Source organism: Microcoleus sp. K1-B1 (genome assembly GCF_036704705.1).
Classification (GTDB): domain Bacteria; phylum Cyanobacteriota; class Cyanobacteriia; order Cyanobacteriales; family Microcoleaceae; genus Microcoleus.
Map to the genome: position 1 here is coordinate 1 of NZ_JAUBSH010000013.1, position 16,265 is coordinate 16,265.

Consider the following 16,265-nt stretch of genomic DNA (forward strand, 5'->3'; position numbering starts at 1 on the left):
CTGACCTATCTTTTTTTACCACAAGTTGGTCAACACCTCACTCTATCTCGGTTGCGGCGGAGTTGTCACCCCGCCAGGTCCCGTAGCATTCTTTTTGTAGTGAGAACTTAATTTTTTGTGCTTTGATAACACGCCTTTTCTAATTCTCGCGTTAACTTATTCGTAATAGCTGAAAGTAATTGAATTTGCGGTGCTTGGCGTTGCCGCTTGGTGTTATCCAACAGGAGGCGGGTTACTGTTTCTGTTCAAGCTTTGCTTTCAAATCCTGAGAGCCTTGCAGAAAGATGAGCCGACTGAAACAGACAAGAGCCAAGCGAAAAACCCGCGTTTGTGCGATCGCCAATAATCGTATTGAGGGAGAGCAACTACTGGGCGCTCTCCCTGATACTCAAATTTCTTCTTATTCGTTTTTCCCTCGTACCACAGCGAGCATTATAAACATACAAAAACCCGGCTGCTTCAAAACACCGGGTTTCTAAATATTGTTGCTGCATTTTCGATCGATTAAATTCCGGGCACGTAGGCCATAACTGGAGTACCTTGCTGCTGCTGCTGCTGCGCGATTTCCAAAAGGCGTTGAATGCGATCCTCTGTCGGCGGGTGAGTGCGGAAAAGTGACTGCAAACCTTTAGTCGAAAAAGGATTCACAATCAGCAGCGGCGACATCGCAGGATTGCCGTGCATCGGAATTTCATGACCCATTTTCTCTAATTTTTGCAGCGCGTTTGCTAAACCGATCGGGTTATTGGTAATTTCTACCGCACCGCTATCGGCTGCAAATTCCCTGGTTCGAGAAATCGCCAATTGAATTACGGTTGCTGATAGCGGTGCTAAAATGATTAAAAACAGCAAACCAAACGGATTCGCGCCTTGTCTGCTATCCCGCGTTACCGGGCCGTAAAGCGCTCCAAAAGTCAGAATTCGCCCGACAAATGTAATTGCACCGGCAATTGTTCCTGCAACTGCTTGAGTGAGGGTGTCGCGGTTGCGGATGTGCGTGAGTTCGTGCGCTAAAACGCCTTCCAATTCTTCGCGGGAAAGCAGCTTGATGATGCCTTCAGTAACTGCTATTGTCGCGTGTTCCGGGTCTCTTCCTGTGGCGAATGCGTTGGGAGATTGAGTGGGAACTAGAAATATTTTCGGCACCGGAATTTGGGCTTTTTCGCTCAGCGATGCTACCATATCGTAGATTTCTGGTGCTTCGCTGCGGGCGATCGGCTGAGCGCGGTAAGCCATTAACGCGGCCGTGTCGGAATAGTACCACGAGCTAAAACTTGAGAAGGCGGCTAGCGCTAAACCGATGTAAAGTCCTTGCTCGTTGCCGATTAAATAATAACTTCCTAAAACGAGAAGGCCGCTTAGAAGTCCTAACAGAGCGGCTGTTCTGAGTTGATTTGTTCCTAGCATGGCGGGTTGAGGGCGATCCCTATTTTGAGATTTTTTATCTTGTAATTAGATTTTCATATTTGCGGGCGATCGCGCCTCTATCTGCCGAAATAACTGCTGCCGCCAATAGTAGTATTTCAAGTTTTCAGTCAGAAACTGGGAATGCCTCGGGAGCCTCTCTCGCCTGCTCTCAAGAGTCGCTAGAGTCGCAGAATATGACATTTCCAGCCAGAACCGGGAAACGAGATTAAAAACAAAATAAACGCAGACAATCTTACATTCATCTGCGTTTGTCTGCGTTTATCTGGGGTTGAATTCTCCAACCCTAAACCGCTTGCACTTGCTTTTCCTCAACAGAAACAGGTTCTTGATATACAGTTTGAGACTCATTAGCCAAAAACTCAGCCAATTGAGCTTCAATTTCATCCCGCACAATCTGGCGGTATTCCAGGAAATGCTCGTTGTGAGCGCACACTGTTAAATAATGATCCCAAACCGCAGGATTGCGCTTGAGAATGCTGAACAAATGATGCCAGAACTTCCACCGAGTTTTGCGCTTGACTCCCTGCCGCCAAACCACCGTTAGCAGTGCTCGCAAGTCGATCCAACTGGGAATTCTTGCAGGTATATTTGCTGTGGGCGCACCCAACATTAAGAAATGGCGATAAGTTCGGTCTAAATATTTCTCAGCATCGTACACTTCGCAGAAGGCCTCGACATATTCGCGGGCAATATCTTCGAGAGGCCGCGTCGGGATAAAGTTCATCAAGGTAGTCTGGTTGAGGTTGCCAGATTTGTCGCGCAACCGCCCTTCTTTTGCTAGTCTGTGGGACAATGCAGTGTGCGGCAAAGCTTGCAGCATTCCAAACGTTGTACTCGGAATAGCTGCTGCTTCGGCAAACTGGACAATCCGCTGACCGGCACCGGGTTTTTCGCCGTCGAATCCGATGATGAATCCGGCCATTACTCGCAAACCAGTTTTCGCAATTAACTCTACTGATTCGATCAAGGAATTGCGGGTATTTTGGAATTTCTTGGTCATTTGCAGGCTTTCTTCATCAGGGGTTTCAATCCCTAAAAATACTGCATTGAAATTGCAAGCTACCATCATCTCCATCAATTCTTGGTCTTGGGCTAAATCGATGGATGCTTCGGTGTTGAAAGTAAAGGGGAATTTGTGTTCTTCTTGCCAAACTTTTAAGTCTTTTAGCAATAGTTTGACGCTGCGTTTGTTGCCGATAAAGTTGTCGTCTACCATGAACACGCCACGCCGCCAGCCCAAGTTGTAGAGATAGTCTAATTCTGCGATCAATTGTTGGGGGTTTTTGGTGCGTGGTTTGCGGCCGTAGAGGACGATGATGTCGCAGAATTCGCACTGGAAGGGACAACCTCGGGAAAATTGAATTGACATCGAGTCGTAGGCGTCTAATTCCAGCAAGTCGAAGCGGGGGACTGGGGTTGTGGTAACATCGGGTTTTACGCCGTCCGATCGATAAATTCCGCTTTTTTCGCCGCGCCCTATTGCTTCGACAAACATCGGCAAGGTGATTTCGCCTTCGTCGAGAATCAGGTAATCTATGCCCGCTGCTTGAGGTTCTTCTGGTACCGAAGTGGGGTAGGGGCCGCCGCAAGCTACGGATTTACCGCGCCGTTTTGCTTCGCGAATAATGTCTAGCAAATCTTCTTTTTGGACAATCATTGCCGAGAGAATAACGAGCTCTGCCCATTCCCATTCTGCTTCGGTGATTTGTCTGATATTGCGATCGACTAACTTAAATTCCCATTCTTGGGGTAAAATAGCTGCTACTGTTACCAAACCCAGCGGTGGCAGCAGCACTTTACGATCGACTAATTCTAGGATTTTCTCGTAAGACCAAAATGTTTTCGGAAACAGCGGGTAAACTAGAAGAACTCGCATTATATGTTAAACCTCACATCAGTAAACAACTTGCGATCGGGCTGGCGTGTTTGAAAGTTCGATCGACTCTCAAGACTTCATGTTAAGGCTAAAATTACGATCTTGCACTCGATCGAATATCTGGCGAGGGGTGACACCCCCTAAAAGCCACAAATTGAGCGCAATTTTTAGCTTGCAGTTCCCTGTTAAAGTTTGCAAATGCTGATATCTTATCGTATTTGACCCTTAATTGACGATAATCGCATTTAAAAAGCATGGGACTAAGGCAAAAAAGAATTTGGAAAACTTACTTTATTCGTAAAATGCGCCGCGGCGCACCCTACATATATCTCGTAAAGTGCTTATGGTGCGGCCTACATTAGTAGTTTTATGTACATTTCCTCTTCCTTTTTCCTCAACATTTATCCGTTAAATCCGTTACCTCCGTTAAATCCGTTACAAAATCCGCTGCCGAACTTCCCTCTTCCCTCTAATTTGAATCTTTGCCGGGAATCCCGCTAGTTCTTAACATATCAGCAACTGTGCCGCAGTAACTCGGCATTCCTATGCTTTCGGGATTCACAAGATTTTGATAGGTAAAATGGCGATAGCTGATGCAAAATCTATCCCAAGCAGCCACCTGAATTCGGAACAGCCAAATAAAGAAATCAGCCAGCCAAGGTGACAGAGTAATCCGAAAAAATATCTTTTTATTCAAATACTGGCAAGCTTGTTCTACCACTTCGTTAGCTGTAATCGCCGGATTTCCTAGCACAAAATGTCGCGGTTCCTCGGAAGCAGGCGGATGTTCAACTAAATAATTAACTACTTTAGCAATATCTGCGCCGTGGATGAAGTGAAAACTGCCATCTGCCTTAAACCAGCGAATCAAACCAATCCATTTTGCGACAAGTGGCAGGCCAGATGACAAGTGAGAGACGGGTTTTTCTGCGTCTCCTCCCAATACTAATGTCGGGTAAAGTGCCGTAATTGGAGGCACATTGGTCAAAGCTGACAAATGCACCATGCAGTTGTATTTTGAGCTAATATAATCTGTCCCCAGTTCCCCGGCTTCTTTGAGCAAATTGTTGTCTCGACCGAGAATACTGGCCGTTGAAAAATAAATTACTTGTTGGCAAGTCTGTGGCGAAAGTAGTTGAATTAGCTGGAGAGTTTTAGTTACGTTAACGTCAAAAACTTCTTGAGTTCCTCCCCAAGCAGTGGCAGCTAAAATTGCGACATTAATTGTTTGCAAAAGTTCGGCGTGTTGCTCGATATCTCGCATATCGCCTTGTAATATATGGATGCCGGGGCGGGCTTTCCAGTCAAATTTTAATTTTTCTGGGTTGCGAACTAATAAGTAAAGTTCGTGGTTTGTTTCTTGAATCAAAGTTTCGGCCATGTAGTGACCGATACAGCCACTTGCACCCGTCACAAAAATTTTTTTTGAGTTCATTTTGCCGCAGGGGAAGAGGGAGGATTTGACTTGATGCTGAGGCTAAGATCCCCCCTCGCCCCCCTTCTTAAGGGGGGGACAAGATTATTGTCAAAGTCCCCCTTCTTAAGGGGGATTTAGGGGGATCTCTACTCGCTTATAAGCGAGATTTGTCAGGGGTTGTTACTCGTTACCAGGCTCTGACCTGGTAACGCAGATCCGGAGGCTCTGCCTCCATTTTACGCGAGGCAGAGCCTCTGGATATGGGTTCACCAGGCAGAGCCTGGGAACCAGTTAAAACCAGTTCGCAATCAATTTCAAGCAGCAACTGCAAGCAATTTGTCGGCTTGTTTTGCGGTTTCAAAGAAGAAACGCACGTTATCTTCGGGAGTACCCGGTAACACGCCGTGTCCCAAATTGAGGATGTGTCCGCGCGGGCCCGCTTTGCGAATTGTATCAAGAATTCGATCGCGAATAAACGGTTGAGAACCAAACAATACGCCCGGATCGAGATTTCCCTGAACGTTCATATTGGGGCCCAAACGTCGGCGCGCGTCGGCCATATCCACTGTCCAATCGACGCTGATGATATCGGCGCCGGATGTTGTCATGCGTTCGAGGAGGCCGGCGCTACCGGTGACTAACAGAATTAGCGGGGTGTCGGGATGGGTTTTTTTGACTTGCTCGAATACTTGCTTTTGGTAAGGTAAAGCGAAGGTGTCGTAGTCCTGCGGGGACAGTTGGCCGGCCCAAGAGTCGAACATTTGCACTACTTGCGCGCCGCAGTCGATTTGGTAGCGCACGTAAACGGCGATCGCATCTGCGAATTTCGACAGCAACTGATGCAGTAAAGTTGGATCGGAAAATGCCATGTTTTTGATGATGGCATAATCCTTAGAACCTTTGCCCTCAACGGCATAGGCCGCCAGCGTCCACGGCGCGCCCACAAAACCGAGCACGGTGGATTTGTTACCGACTTCTTCGCGCAGGGATTTCAGGATTGTTTTGATAAACGGCAAGCTTTCTTCCGGGTTCAGCGGTTGCAGGTTGTCGATTTGCTGCTGAGTACGGATGGGTGAGTGGATAATCGGGCCTTTGCCTTCGGCGATGTCCATGTCAATACCCAAACCGGGCATGGGTGTGACAATATCGGAAAACAGAATTACGCCGTCGGGTTGAAACGCGCGCCACGGCTGAAGGGAAACTTCGATCGCCACTTCGGGAATTTCTGAACGTTCGCGAAACGAGGGATACTTTTCTCGCAAATCTCGATAGGCTTTCATGTAGCGACCGGCTTGGCGCATCATCCACACGGGCGGGCGGTCTAGGGTTTCGCCGCGGGCTGCCCGCAACAACAAGGGAACTTCATTTAATGCCGACATTTTAACTTTTCTCTACCTTAGATATTTCAATGCCTTTGGTAGCTTACCACTGTGCGATCGTCCTTTTTGACAAAATCGTTGTGTGTACAAATGTGTATTTTCTCATGGCCAAAGAAAGTGAGGCGATAGCCAGAGATCGACTGTATATAAAGGACTGTATAAATCCTGTGTATACGCAAAGAAACCGGGTTTCTATGAAGAAACCGGGTTTCTGATTCCGCGCTACACTTTGACCTACTTACCTCGTCACACAAACTCCGCCCACCACTACCCGACATTGATCGCGGCCCGCATCGAATCTACTATCATTCCGCCTCGCCGAATCTAAATTTCTAGTCCGCGAATTGTAATAATAATCTCCCGCCGGAAAGTTTCTAGTCGGGACAGCGCAGTAAGTCGAGTCTTGATTACCATCGTCAAATCTTACTCTCACCATAGAACGTCTCTCGCGACAATCAACAGACCGCAAGCCAAAATCATCTTGCAGAATCTGTGATCTGTCATATTGACCGTCATATCGATCGTCATCTCGCCTCGTGTACCAATCGTCCCGCGAATTGCGAGATCGTCTGTCGCCCCCATCAATTCCCGAAACTTCCAGCGTGTAGTTACCGCCCCTGGCAGCATCTTTTGCTAACACTAACAGTTTGTAATCGCCACTACGGGGAAGTTGATAATTAAAAGAACGGTCTTGCGTAAAAGCGACTTGTTTGTTGTTCCCGTAAAACAGCACCATGACGGGAGTAAAACCGCGACTTCTATCTGTATCTAAAAACACTTCAATGTTGTCGCCTTCCCTTGCGCTGAATGTGTATTCTTGGCCGCGTAATTCTTCCGTCGGAGAACCCGGAACCCACATATTCCGAAAACGGTAGATGGGGGAAGTGCGGCGAATTACTCCGTCGATGCGATCGTTATTCTGTATCTGTTCGCCAACTGCACTAGACGAAATGCCAGTGAGTGCCAATCCTGCAACTAGCACAGCGGCAGCAATACTGTTTAACAAGTTGTGAGTTCTCATATCAACCTCTTTGGGAAAGTTTTAAAATCTTTTTGCTGTGTTGGCAGCGACATTTCCACATCTAATCCATTTTAAATGTAATTTTGGCTATCTAGTGTTACCCTCACCCGACGGGACTATTTTGTCGCTGTAAACTCTGATCGGGCAGGATTTACGCCACCCCTCTGCATATAGCGTGAACCTAGGGGCAAACCTCCCGCGATTCGCGATCGCATAATGTCGATCGCCCAAAACCTCCGTAGATTTACTTATAGTGGTTGGAGCTTGAAAACTTTGATAGAATGAAACATCCCTGCTTAGAATTAGGTAGTGGCAATTGATGCAATTCACGATCGTGTTTTTTGCGATGCCATTAAATTTAAATCCGTTCTTCAAACTATTGTACTCGCTCTTGCCCTACCGGGAAGCAACCCTGCATCTACCATTTTCCAAAGAAGTAGTCCGCCAACGGCTTGCTGCCAAAGTTCCTACAGGTTTAATTGTTTACAAACCTATAATTTGGGGGAGGCGAATTCTTTACTTCTACCAAATCGACCTTGATGGTTATTTCCTCCGCGCGACACTTACTGGCGGAGAGTGGAGAGGGCTTTTGGTGGCGACAGGACAAATTGAAGACATTCCAGGCGGTTCGGCGTTGCCATTGAAAATCCGTCTTCCCACTATATCTATTGTCTTTTTACTGCTTTTGGGATTGGGTTGGGTTGCATTTTTTGTCACAGAAACACCCCCCTTAGAAATACTCCCATTTTTCTTGATAATTTTACTATTATCCTATGCTTTATTTGTGTATGTTTTTCGCTACAATGCAGAACGCACCTTAAATATTCTGAAATCGACAATTCTTTTACAGAACTCTGCTGAATGATTTTCATGCTATCTAAAAAGTAGTTTTTACCCGCAACTGAGAAATCCTGAATCAGCGTCTAGACTCGGCATAACTCCCATAGGTAAAGCAGCGTTAACTCCCTCGTAGCCGAAGGGCAAATCCGAGACAATGGGAATATTCAACTCCTCCAGCCGCGCCAAACCTTCGTAAATCGACTGATCGTGGTTGGAGTTTGAAAAATTTGATAAAACTGAGATGTTGCACCATCCTCAATTAGCCTTTTATGAACAGGCAAGATGCCTGTTCCACAAAATATAAATTTTCTTGTGGAACAGGCATCTTGCCTGTTGCTGACAATGATGCAAGATATCAGATAAAATGAAACAGCCCTGCTTAGAACTAGGTAGTGGCAATTGAGGCCATTCATAATTGCAATTCACGAGCGTGTTTTTTGCGATGCCATTTAATTTAAACCCGTTCTTCAAACTATTGTACTCGGTCTTGCCCTACCGGCAAGCAACCATTGATCTACCATTTCCCAAAGAAGTAGTCCGCCAACGGCTTGCTGCCAACATTTCTACAGGTTTAGTTGGGGAAACACCTACTATTTTGGGAGGGCGAGTTCCTTATCGCTACAAAATCAAGCTTGATGGTTATTCCCTGCGCGCGACTGGCCCTTACGGAAATCGGAGATGGTGTTTGGTGACGGCAGGAAAAATTCAAGACATTCCAGGCGGTTCGGTGTTGCAACTGAAGATGCGTCTTTCCACTTTCAACATTGTAGTTGTATTTGTCTCATTCCTGTCTTTGGGATGGTTCTGGGGGGGGATTTATTTTATCAAAAAAATCCCCTTAGAAACACTTCCAATTATCCTAATCCAAACCCTATTTATGTATACAGTCCTTGTGTATGTTTTCCGATACGAAGCAGAACGCACATTAGAGGTTCTCAAAGCAGCAATTGTTTCACAAAAATCTGGTTAATGATTTTTATGATAAATTACGCACGGGCAGTCAGAAACCGGGTTTTTTCCTGAGAAGACGTGTTACAGCCCGCACAAAAGGGCAAAAAACCCGGTTTATTTGGTATCTATGGGTGTAGGATTATTGAGGCTATCTAAAAAGTGCTTTTTACCCGCAACTGAGCAATCCCGAATCAGCGTCGAGACTCGCCATAATTCCCATAGGTAAAGCAGCGTTAACTCCCTCGTGCCCGAAGGGCAAATCCGAGACAATCGGAATATTCAAGTCGCCCAGCCGATCGCGCAAGACTTCTTCAATGCTAAAACTGGGAATACTCGGCTCAATCTCGCAGCGGCTGAAGCGCCCCAAAGCAATGCCCCGCACCCCAGCGAAAGCCCCCGCCATCCGCCACAAAGTCAACATTCGATCGACCCTGTAAGGAGCCTCCGAAACATCCTCAAATGCGAGAATAACCCCGGTCAAATCCGGTTGATACGGGGTTCCGAGCAAGTGAGAAGCCACCGTCAGATTCGCAGGAAACAGCCGCCCGGTGGCTTTTCCGCTGCCCCATCCTTTACCTTGCAAAGATTGTAAGGGACGACCTTCTATGCAGTCAAAAAGTCGATCGACAGACCAATCCGGTTCATCCGCCAAAGTAGTCAGCATCGGCCCGTGAACACCCCAAATCCCCAATTTGTCGTGATTCCACAGCAAAGCAGTAATGTCGGAAAAGCCGATTAACCATTTCGGTGAATGGGAATCAGGAGTTGGAAATTGGGAATTTTCCGCCTTTCCCACATTTCCTTTTTCCAAAAGTCGAGTGCTGCCGAAACCGCCTCGAACACAGAGAATACCGCGACAATCCGAGTCATTGAGGGCATCTGCGAGCTGTCGAACGCGGTTTTCATCGGAACCGGCCAAATAGCCCCAGCGATCGTCAAAACCCGGTGTTAATTCCAGTCGATAGCCGCGAGATTTCCAAATTTCTACACCCTTTTCAAAGTTGGTTGATTCTCGCAAAGTGCCACTAGGGGCAATTACTTTGAGCAAATCTCCTGGTTGTAGAAATTTTAGGTCAGTCATTTGTTATTTGTTATTTGTTATTTGTTATTTGTTATTTGTTATTTGTTTGAGCGTGTTTGGTGAATCGATCGTAATTCGGTACGGGCGGGTTTTACCAACCATCAACTATTCAAACAAACCATCTCAAAAACCCGCCTCAAACCCAGCGACTATCGACATCAACATTACCCACATTTACATATTTATTTGCGTGGGGGCGGGTTTTCTAGATTGTCTGTTTCATGCGGAAATTTTCTGTGAAACCCGCCCCTACGGGATATGGTTAATTATTGATTTAGGAGTGAGTTTTTCAGATTGTGTGTTAATGATTGCTACGGCAAAGTCAGAATTTCCACCCCAGAATCAGTCACAGCTAGCGTGTGCTCGAATTGAGCCGAAAGCTTTCCATCTTTCGTGATCGCAGTCCAACCGTCTCCCAAAATTTCCACTTCCCAAGTACCCTCATTAATCATCGGCTCGATCGTAAAAACCATGCCTTGTCTGATCTTTTTTCCTGTGCCCCGCTTGCCGTAATGCAAAATTTCTGGTTCAGTGTGAAAGACGCGGTGAACGCCGTGTCCCGCAAAATTTCGCACTACCGAAAAACCCTGTGCTTCCGCATATTCTTGAATCGCTGCACCGATGTCACCGGTACGAGCACCAGGTTTGACTTCCGCAATTCCTCTTCTTAAACATTCCTCGGTTACTTCAACTAACTTTTTCGCTACCGGTGAAGGTTTCCCGACAAAAAAAGTCTTGGAAGTATCGCCGTGATAGCCGTCAACTAAAGGCGTTACATCAATATTAATAATGTCACCTTCTTTAAGAATTTGTTTCGCATTGGGGATGCCGTGACAGACTACTTCATTGACGCTTGCACACAGAGATTTTGGAAATCCTTTATAGCCTAGCGGAGCGCTTTTTGCTCCATGTGCCAAAGTCCAGCGTTCGGCTTCGTCGTTAATTTCGAGAGTGCTTACACCAGGTTTAACCATTGGTTCGAGATGCAGCAGAAGTTCGGCAGCTAAACGGCCTGCTTGACGCATTTTTGCGATTTCTCTACTGGATAAAAGCACTAAACGTTCGGTTGCCATAGTTTTTTTCTGTTTTCTTTTTTTCTGGTCGCTTAAGAGTTTATTTAACTCAATTTGAGAATAGATTTGAACCAGTGTTCACAACGATCGCCCAAAGCTGCTAAAGAATATTCTACCTCTGCTTGTCGCCGGCAAGCGCTGCGGTCAATTTGGTCTAAGCGGGCGATCGCACCTACCAAGCCATTTACACTATCAGGCTCCACTAAAAAGCCCGTCAGTCCGTCTCTAACAATTTCCGCCGGCCCCCCGCGCTCGTAAGCAATCACGGGCACACCGCACGCTAAAGCCTCGATCGCGACATTTCCGAAAGCTTCCACCCAACGTGGTGTCATCAACAATGCTTGGCACTGACGGACTTGCTCTTGCATTTGGGTTGTTGTCAAAAACCCTAAGTATTCTACCGGAGCATCCGGGTAATCTGCACAAATTTTTTGCCAATAATCCTCATCTTGCATTTTGCCCATAATTTTCAGGGAAATGCCTGTAATTTTCGCTGCTGCTACTGCATCTTCTAAGCCTTTTTCCGGGGCGATGCGGCCTAGCCAAGCTAATTTAGACTGCGGTTGGTCGCAAAATTCGTACAGGGATAAATCTATGCCATTTCCCAACAACTGACATTCATCGGCAAAGGCGAATGTTTTGGCTTGAGAAGCGGTGTGAACTCCGATCGTACCAGGAAACTGGACGGCGGTTTGTCCGGCAATGCGATCGAGGGCGGCGGAAAGGGAGCCCATGCTGATCAAATGTGCGATCGGAGTCCTAAAAAATGGTGTCAAATAAAACGGCAGCCAATCGTAGGCAAAATTAACAATGACATCCCATTCATCCTGAACTTGGCGAGCATATTCCCACATATTCGCCAGCACAGAATCTGCGGGCATCACAATAGGATCATTGTAATTTTGTGTTTGGGCGGTTACTTGCAAATCACCAGTTATTTCGATTACAGAAATTGATTCTAAGACTGAACCTATCGGCGCTACAACTGCTATTTTATGACCGCGACTCTGTAATTCTTTAGCGATGTTAAGGACTGTAAGTTCGACTCCGCCGCCCAACCCCGAACCGAGTTGACCGACCGAAGTTGACAGAAACAATAGTTTTAAAGGGTTATTAGTCATTAGTCATTAGTCATTAGTCATTAGTCATTAGTCATTAGTCATTAGTCATTAGTCATTAATCAGCCTTCACTAATTTTAACATAATCTAAAGTATAAATTCTCCGATCTCAAATCTCAATTTTAAAATAACTTGAAAATTGCTACATTTATTAATCCATCCCAGAACGCGGACGGAGGCGGTTCAACTGATTGATTGCCCAGCGAGCAGTTTCTTGAACTTCTGGATCTGGATCGTCCGTCGCACGGTGCAACAAGTAACTGATTTGATTCACCAATTCGTAAATCCGCGTCAAGTCGCGAATTGCATTTTTACGCACTTCGGGATTTTCATTTTGCAGCGAAATTGACCACGCATTATTCATGGGTTTGAGCGTGCGAATGCCAATTTCCGAGAGACTTGCCAAAATTAAACTGTACTGCTTGGAGTCGGAATTTGCTAGCAAATCGAGCAACGGCTCAACTGCTCTGGAATCTCCCCGCTGGCCTAGTTCCCAAATTGCTTTACCCCTCTTAGCCGGATTTAGGTGCTGCAAATCTTCAATCAGTGCTTCAATAATATCAACTTTAGGTCTACCATCCGTTTCGGGAAGGGCAATACCTTTCTTCTTCGCTAGGGCATCGGTTTGATTAGTTGTTTCGGGAATGTTGAAACCTGTGTTGCTGTATCCGTTGCTGTGAGTTTCCAAGGGCGAGGTGTCGGAATTAATTCGATCGCCCTCGACTGCAGCATTATCGGATTCTGGTTCCCCTGATTCCCTGGTAAAAGGTTGATCGTTGCTCTCGATACTGTAGCCTTTTGGCAAACCAAAAGGGTAGGGCAAGGCTGACAGCGATTGTCCCCCAGAAGAAGTCTCTTGCGGTCTACTTTGGTGCGAGTTTGTAGGATAATCGGTATTAGTAAATGGAGAGTTTCTTTGGTTGTGGCGCTCAAATCTTCCCCGTCTTCGCTTAGAATAATTTGACTCGTCACTGCTAACTAATTTGAGCATGATAAATACTGCCGCTGCCGTGACGACAACTGCTGCCAAACCCAACATTAAGAACCCCCGCTGACGAGACAAAATGACGATCAAATTGGATACCGATTTCGGGATCTTAGAATTAGATTTGGACGTTTTGGACGGCTGAGATTTGTTTTTATCGGGCGCTGGAGACGGTTTTGGACGCTTGGAATCCTGGCGATCGTCCGGGGGAGAGTTCGCCTGAGCAATTTCTTGGGAAACAGCACGCGCAGAGGCATTGAGTACCTGTTGCCCTCCGTCGGCACTTGGACTGAACGCAACGCCCAGACAGGCAATGCAGGTGAACAAACATACAGAGGAGCGGTAATGCGCCATAAGACTCAATCCGGGTTTTGAGAGGCAACGCCGCATGACGAGCTTTAGTTTAACCTTGAGTTAGCTCGATCCTAGCTGCTATGGGCTTAACTAACTCACAAATAGCACCAGACTAGCGAAAAACCCTGGTTTGAGAGGGCACCGAGCCAGATCTTATAAGCACAATTGTGTCATTGACGTGCAACTCCTTTAAATAATTAGTTTAAAACGAACAACTACATCGGCGGCCACGACTTTAGCAGGGGCATCCCGAAAGTTGATTGCAGCTAATCTCACCTACGTGCAATGTGCAGTGCAGGCCCCGCAGCGCAGCACTGGGGGGGCGCTAGCAGACGATTGGGGCTAGCTGTCGATTTCTTACTAATAGCGTGGCATGACCAAAAGTTTAACAAGCTTCCGAGCCTGCAGGTCGATCGTTTTTGTGTGCATTTGGGGGGAAGTGCGACAGGCGCATTGGCACTGGTAACGAGAAACCCGGTTTTTTCGTTAATTCTTCCCTGCTAAACCGCATATTTTCCGTACATTCCAGTACGCACTCTCGACGCTCACAAACCAGTTTTATTTACCAAAAATGCTGTAAGAAAGAGAGCGCTGATTTGACCGATGTTAAGTTGAAGGGGGCAATTATCCCGGATAGAAGTGTTTGGGCGATCGGCTAAGATAACCGTTAGGAAATATTGTAGTCAGCTAGCAAGCGCCAAAAATCATACTATCTTGTAAAAGTAGGGTCGGATTTAGTTAGGATCTATAGTGAGAGCGAGTAGACCCTTTCACGCACCCGCCCTCTCCCCACGTTCTATTTATTTGTACCCACTTAGTTAAGTTAAATCAATCGGTATTTAATGCTGTGCCGCCAAATTTGATATAAGATCGAGCTAAATTTCTAGTGTGAGAGTAGAGGCGTTTGTGAGCCAACAAGATATTTTAAATTTAGCAAAAGAAGGCGATGCCAGGGCGATCGCATTTCTGATCGGCCAAGCACTCCAAAGCTTCGGCGTCACGGCTAAAGCCAGCCGGGAAAATGACACCCTGCACCTGCTGCTGGAAGCAGAACATTTACCCGCAGAAGAAGCCTGTCTCCGAGTCGCAGTCAAAGGGTTGCAGCGGCTGCAACCAAATAACCTTTACTCAGTGACAGTTTACGGGCGGCGCGGCGGCGAGCAATTGCCCGCTTGGACTCAGACGGTAGAATTAAAAAAACGCTTGACTTCCGCACCCGTGAGTCCGTTAGTTGCCGTGAATGCAGCAGTAGCTGCGAGTGCAGCAGTAGCTGCGAGTGTAGCTGCTTCTCCCATTCCTGTGACTTTGCCCAAGCTAGAAAAAACTCAAAATGTCACAACGGCGCCCCCTCAAACACCAGAAAAATCTCCGCCCCAACCCCCTAAAATCCCAACTCCAAAACCCCCAAACCAAAGGCAGCAAAAGCCATCACCGCAGCCAGAATTAGCAGGCACTAAAACTAAAAAATCAGGGCTGTCAGTCGGTGCTTTGAGTCTAATTCTCGTACCGATATCCGGCCTTGTACTGGCTTCTCAACTTTACAAATCCTCACCCACCGCTACTAATAACCCTCCAACCTCAAAGCCTGCGGTACAAGAAGTGAGTTCGACACCAGCGCCAGCAGCCGCAGCCAAACCCCTTCCAGCTCCAAAACAGCCCTCCCCTGCTGCCAAAAAACCTGCCATTGTGCCTGCCACTGTCAGCATTAAAGCAGTTGGCGACATGATCCCCGGCACAAATTATCCCTACAACAAACTGCCGGCAAAAAAAGAGATGTTATTAGAGTCGGTAAAACCGTACCTCAAAGGAGCTGATATTCTGTTTGGCAATTTTGAAAGCACGATGACCGATTATCCTTACAGTTCCAAAGCCGGTGGCGGACGAATGCTGTTTGCCTTTCGGACGCCTCCGAGTTATGCCAAAATTTTCAAAGATGTTGGTTTTGATATTTTGAATATTGCCAACAATCACTCTTACGATTTTAACGAGCAAGGATTTAAGGACACGATTAAAAACATCGACAGCAACGGCATGAAGGCTGTTGGTAAAAGAGATCAAATAGTTTATCAAAATGTCAAGGGTGTGAATTTTGCCTTTATCGGTTTCAGCAACTACGGCGACGTTCACAATTCCTTGTTGGAACTGAAAGCGGGAGCAGAAGTTGTCAAAAAAGCCAAGCAAAACGCTGATATTGTAGTGATATCAGTTCATGCTGGATCTGAAGGAACGGGCGCTCTGAATGTGAGAAATAAAACTGAGTTCTTTTACGGAGAAAACCGGGGAAATATGGTTTTGTTTTCGCGGACGATGATTGATGCGGGAGCGGATTTGATTTTGGGACATGGCCCGCACGTCCCGCGAGCGATGGAACTTTATAAAGGGAAATTGATTGCTTATTCCCTGGGCAATTTTTTGGGTTATCGCACTTTGTCCACAGCAGGAGCACTCGGTCAATCTCTAATTTTGGATGTGAAAATGACTCCGCAAGGGGATTTTGTTTCTGGTAAGATTATCCCCGTCCAACTTGACGGGCGAGGTGTTCCGGCTGTTGATAACAAATTTAGAACTGTGGGGTTGATTAACCGTTTGACAAAGAGCGATTTTCCCAATAGCGGTTTGATAATTGATGACAAGGGGCAAATTTTGAAAAAGAGTAAGTAGTTATTGGGAATTGGGAATTTTCACTGGTTCCCAGGCAGAGCCTGGGAACCGATATCCAGAGGCTCTGCCTCGAAAAGCGA

General features: G+C 46.5%; 12 protein-coding genes. 3 read left to right on the plus strand and 9 right to left on the minus strand.

From position 1 onward, the window contains the following. Nucleotides 1–504: 504 nt before the first annotated feature. From QUA83_RS06970 to QUA83_RS06990, 5 genes are all read right to left on the minus strand, one after another. Nucleotides 505–1,407 (minus strand): M48 family metalloprotease, encoded by a 903-nt coding sequence (locus tag QUA83_RS06970; protein ID WP_333292276.1) that lies wholly within the window; start codon nt 1,405–1,407, stop codon nt 505–507. Between the two features lie 304 nt (nt 1,408–1,711). Continuing rightward, nucleotides 1,712–3,304, minus strand: coding sequence for a B12-binding domain-containing radical SAM protein (locus tag QUA83_RS06975; RefSeq protein ID WP_333292277.1), 1,593 nt, complete (start codon nt 3,302–3,304; stop codon nt 1,712–1,714). 469 nt (nt 3,305–3,773) lie between these two features. After that, nucleotides 3,774–4,739 (minus strand): NAD(P)-dependent oxidoreductase, encoded by a 966-nt coding sequence (locus QUA83_RS06980; protein WP_333292278.1) that lies wholly within the window; start codon nt 4,737–4,739, stop codon nt 3,774–3,776. Nucleotides 4,740–5,035: 296 nt separating this feature from the next. Next, nucleotides 5,036–6,100, minus strand: coding sequence for a uroporphyrinogen decarboxylase (hemE, locus tag QUA83_RS06985; RefSeq protein ID WP_333144146.1), 1,065 nt, complete (start codon nt 6,098–6,100; stop codon nt 5,036–5,038). A gap of 238 nt (nt 6,101–6,338) precedes the next feature. Beyond that, entirely contained in the window at nt 6,339–7,121 is a 783-nt protein-coding gene (locus tag QUA83_RS06990; protein WP_333292279.1) for a hypothetical protein, read from the minus strand. A 319-nt stretch (nt 7,122–7,440) separates the two neighbouring features. Between QUA83_RS06990 and QUA83_RS06995 the strand changes: the two genes are divergently transcribed. Both QUA83_RS06995 and QUA83_RS07000 read left to right on the plus strand, forming a co-directional pair. After that, the gene (locus tag QUA83_RS06995; protein WP_333292280.1) at nt 7,441–7,986 is read left to right on the plus strand and encodes a hypothetical protein; all 546 of its coding nucleotides are present in this window, start codon (nt 7,441–7,443) and stop codon (nt 7,984–7,986) included. 417 nt (nt 7,987–8,403) lie between these two features. Continuing rightward, on the plus strand, nt 8,404–8,931 hold the full coding sequence (locus QUA83_RS07000; RefSeq protein ID WP_333292281.1) for a hypothetical protein: 528 nt from the start codon (nt 8,404–8,406) through the stop codon (nt 8,929–8,931). Nucleotides 8,932–9,078: 147 nt separating this feature from the next. Here QUA83_RS07000 and QUA83_RS07005 read toward each other — a convergent pair whose 3' ends face one another. From QUA83_RS07005 to QUA83_RS07020, 4 genes are all read right to left on the minus strand, one after another. Further along, nucleotides 9,079–9,993, minus strand: coding sequence for an LD-carboxypeptidase (locus QUA83_RS07005; protein ID WP_333292282.1), 915 nt, complete (start codon nt 9,991–9,993; stop codon nt 9,079–9,081). A 311-nt stretch (nt 9,994–10,304) separates the two neighbouring features. After that, a complete protein-coding gene (gene map / locus QUA83_RS07010) occupies nt 10,305–11,066 on the minus strand; it encodes a type I methionyl aminopeptidase (protein ID WP_333292283.1) in 762 nt (253 codons plus the stop codon). Nucleotides 11,067–11,110: 44 nt separating this feature from the next. Further along, on the minus strand, nt 11,111–12,187 hold the full coding sequence (locus tag QUA83_RS07015; protein ID WP_333292284.1) for a glycosyltransferase family 4 protein: 1,077 nt from the start codon (nt 12,185–12,187) through the stop codon (nt 11,111–11,113). A 149-nt stretch (nt 12,188–12,336) separates the two neighbouring features. Next, entirely contained in the window at nt 12,337–13,524 is a 1,188-nt protein-coding gene (locus QUA83_RS07020; protein WP_333292285.1) for a HEAT repeat domain-containing protein, read from the minus strand. A gap of 906 nt (nt 13,525–14,430) precedes the next feature. Between QUA83_RS07020 and QUA83_RS07025 the strand changes: the two genes are divergently transcribed. Continuing rightward, on the plus strand, nt 14,431–16,185 hold the full coding sequence (locus tag QUA83_RS07025; protein WP_333292286.1) for a CapA family protein: 1,755 nt from the start codon (nt 14,431–14,433) through the stop codon (nt 16,183–16,185). Nucleotides 16,186–16,265: the final 80 nt, after the last annotated feature.

Coding starts and splice junctions, on each gene's coding strand:
- QUA83_RS06970 (WP_333292276.1), bottom strand. CDS start 1,407: ATGCTAGGAACAAATCAACTCAGAACAGCCGCTCTGTTAGGACTTCTA.
- QUA83_RS06975 (WP_333292277.1), bottom strand. CDS start 3,304: ATGCGAGTTCTTCTAGTTTACCCGCTGTTTCCGAAAACATTTTGGTCT.
- QUA83_RS06980 (WP_333292278.1), bottom strand. CDS start 4,739: ATGAACTCAAAAAAAATTTTTGTGACGGGTGCAAGTGGCTGTATCGGT.
- hemE (WP_333144146.1), bottom strand. CDS start 6,100: ATGTCGGCATTAAATGAAGTTCCCTTGTTGTTGCGGGCAGCCCGCGGC.
- QUA83_RS06990 (WP_333292279.1), bottom strand. CDS start 7,121: ATGAGAACTCACAACTTGTTAAACAGTATTGCTGCCGCTGTGCTAGTT.
- QUA83_RS06995 (WP_333292280.1), top strand. CDS start 7,441: ATGCAATTCACGATCGTGTTTTTTGCGATGCCATTAAATTTAAATCCG.
- QUA83_RS07000 (WP_333292281.1), top strand. CDS start 8,404: ATGCCATTTAATTTAAACCCGTTCTTCAAACTATTGTACTCGGTCTTG.
- QUA83_RS07005 (WP_333292282.1), bottom strand. CDS start 9,993: ATGACTGACCTAAAATTTCTACAACCAGGAGATTTGCTCAAAGTAATT.
- map (WP_333292283.1), bottom strand. CDS start 11,066: ATGGCAACCGAACGTTTAGTGCTTTTATCCAGTAGAGAAATCGCAAAA.
- QUA83_RS07015 (WP_333292284.1), bottom strand. CDS start 12,187: ATGACTAATAACCCTTTAAAACTATTGTTTCTGTCAACTTCGGTCGGT.
- QUA83_RS07020 (WP_333292285.1), bottom strand. CDS start 13,524: ATGGCGCATTACCGCTCCTCTGTATGTTTGTTCACCTGCATTGCCTGT.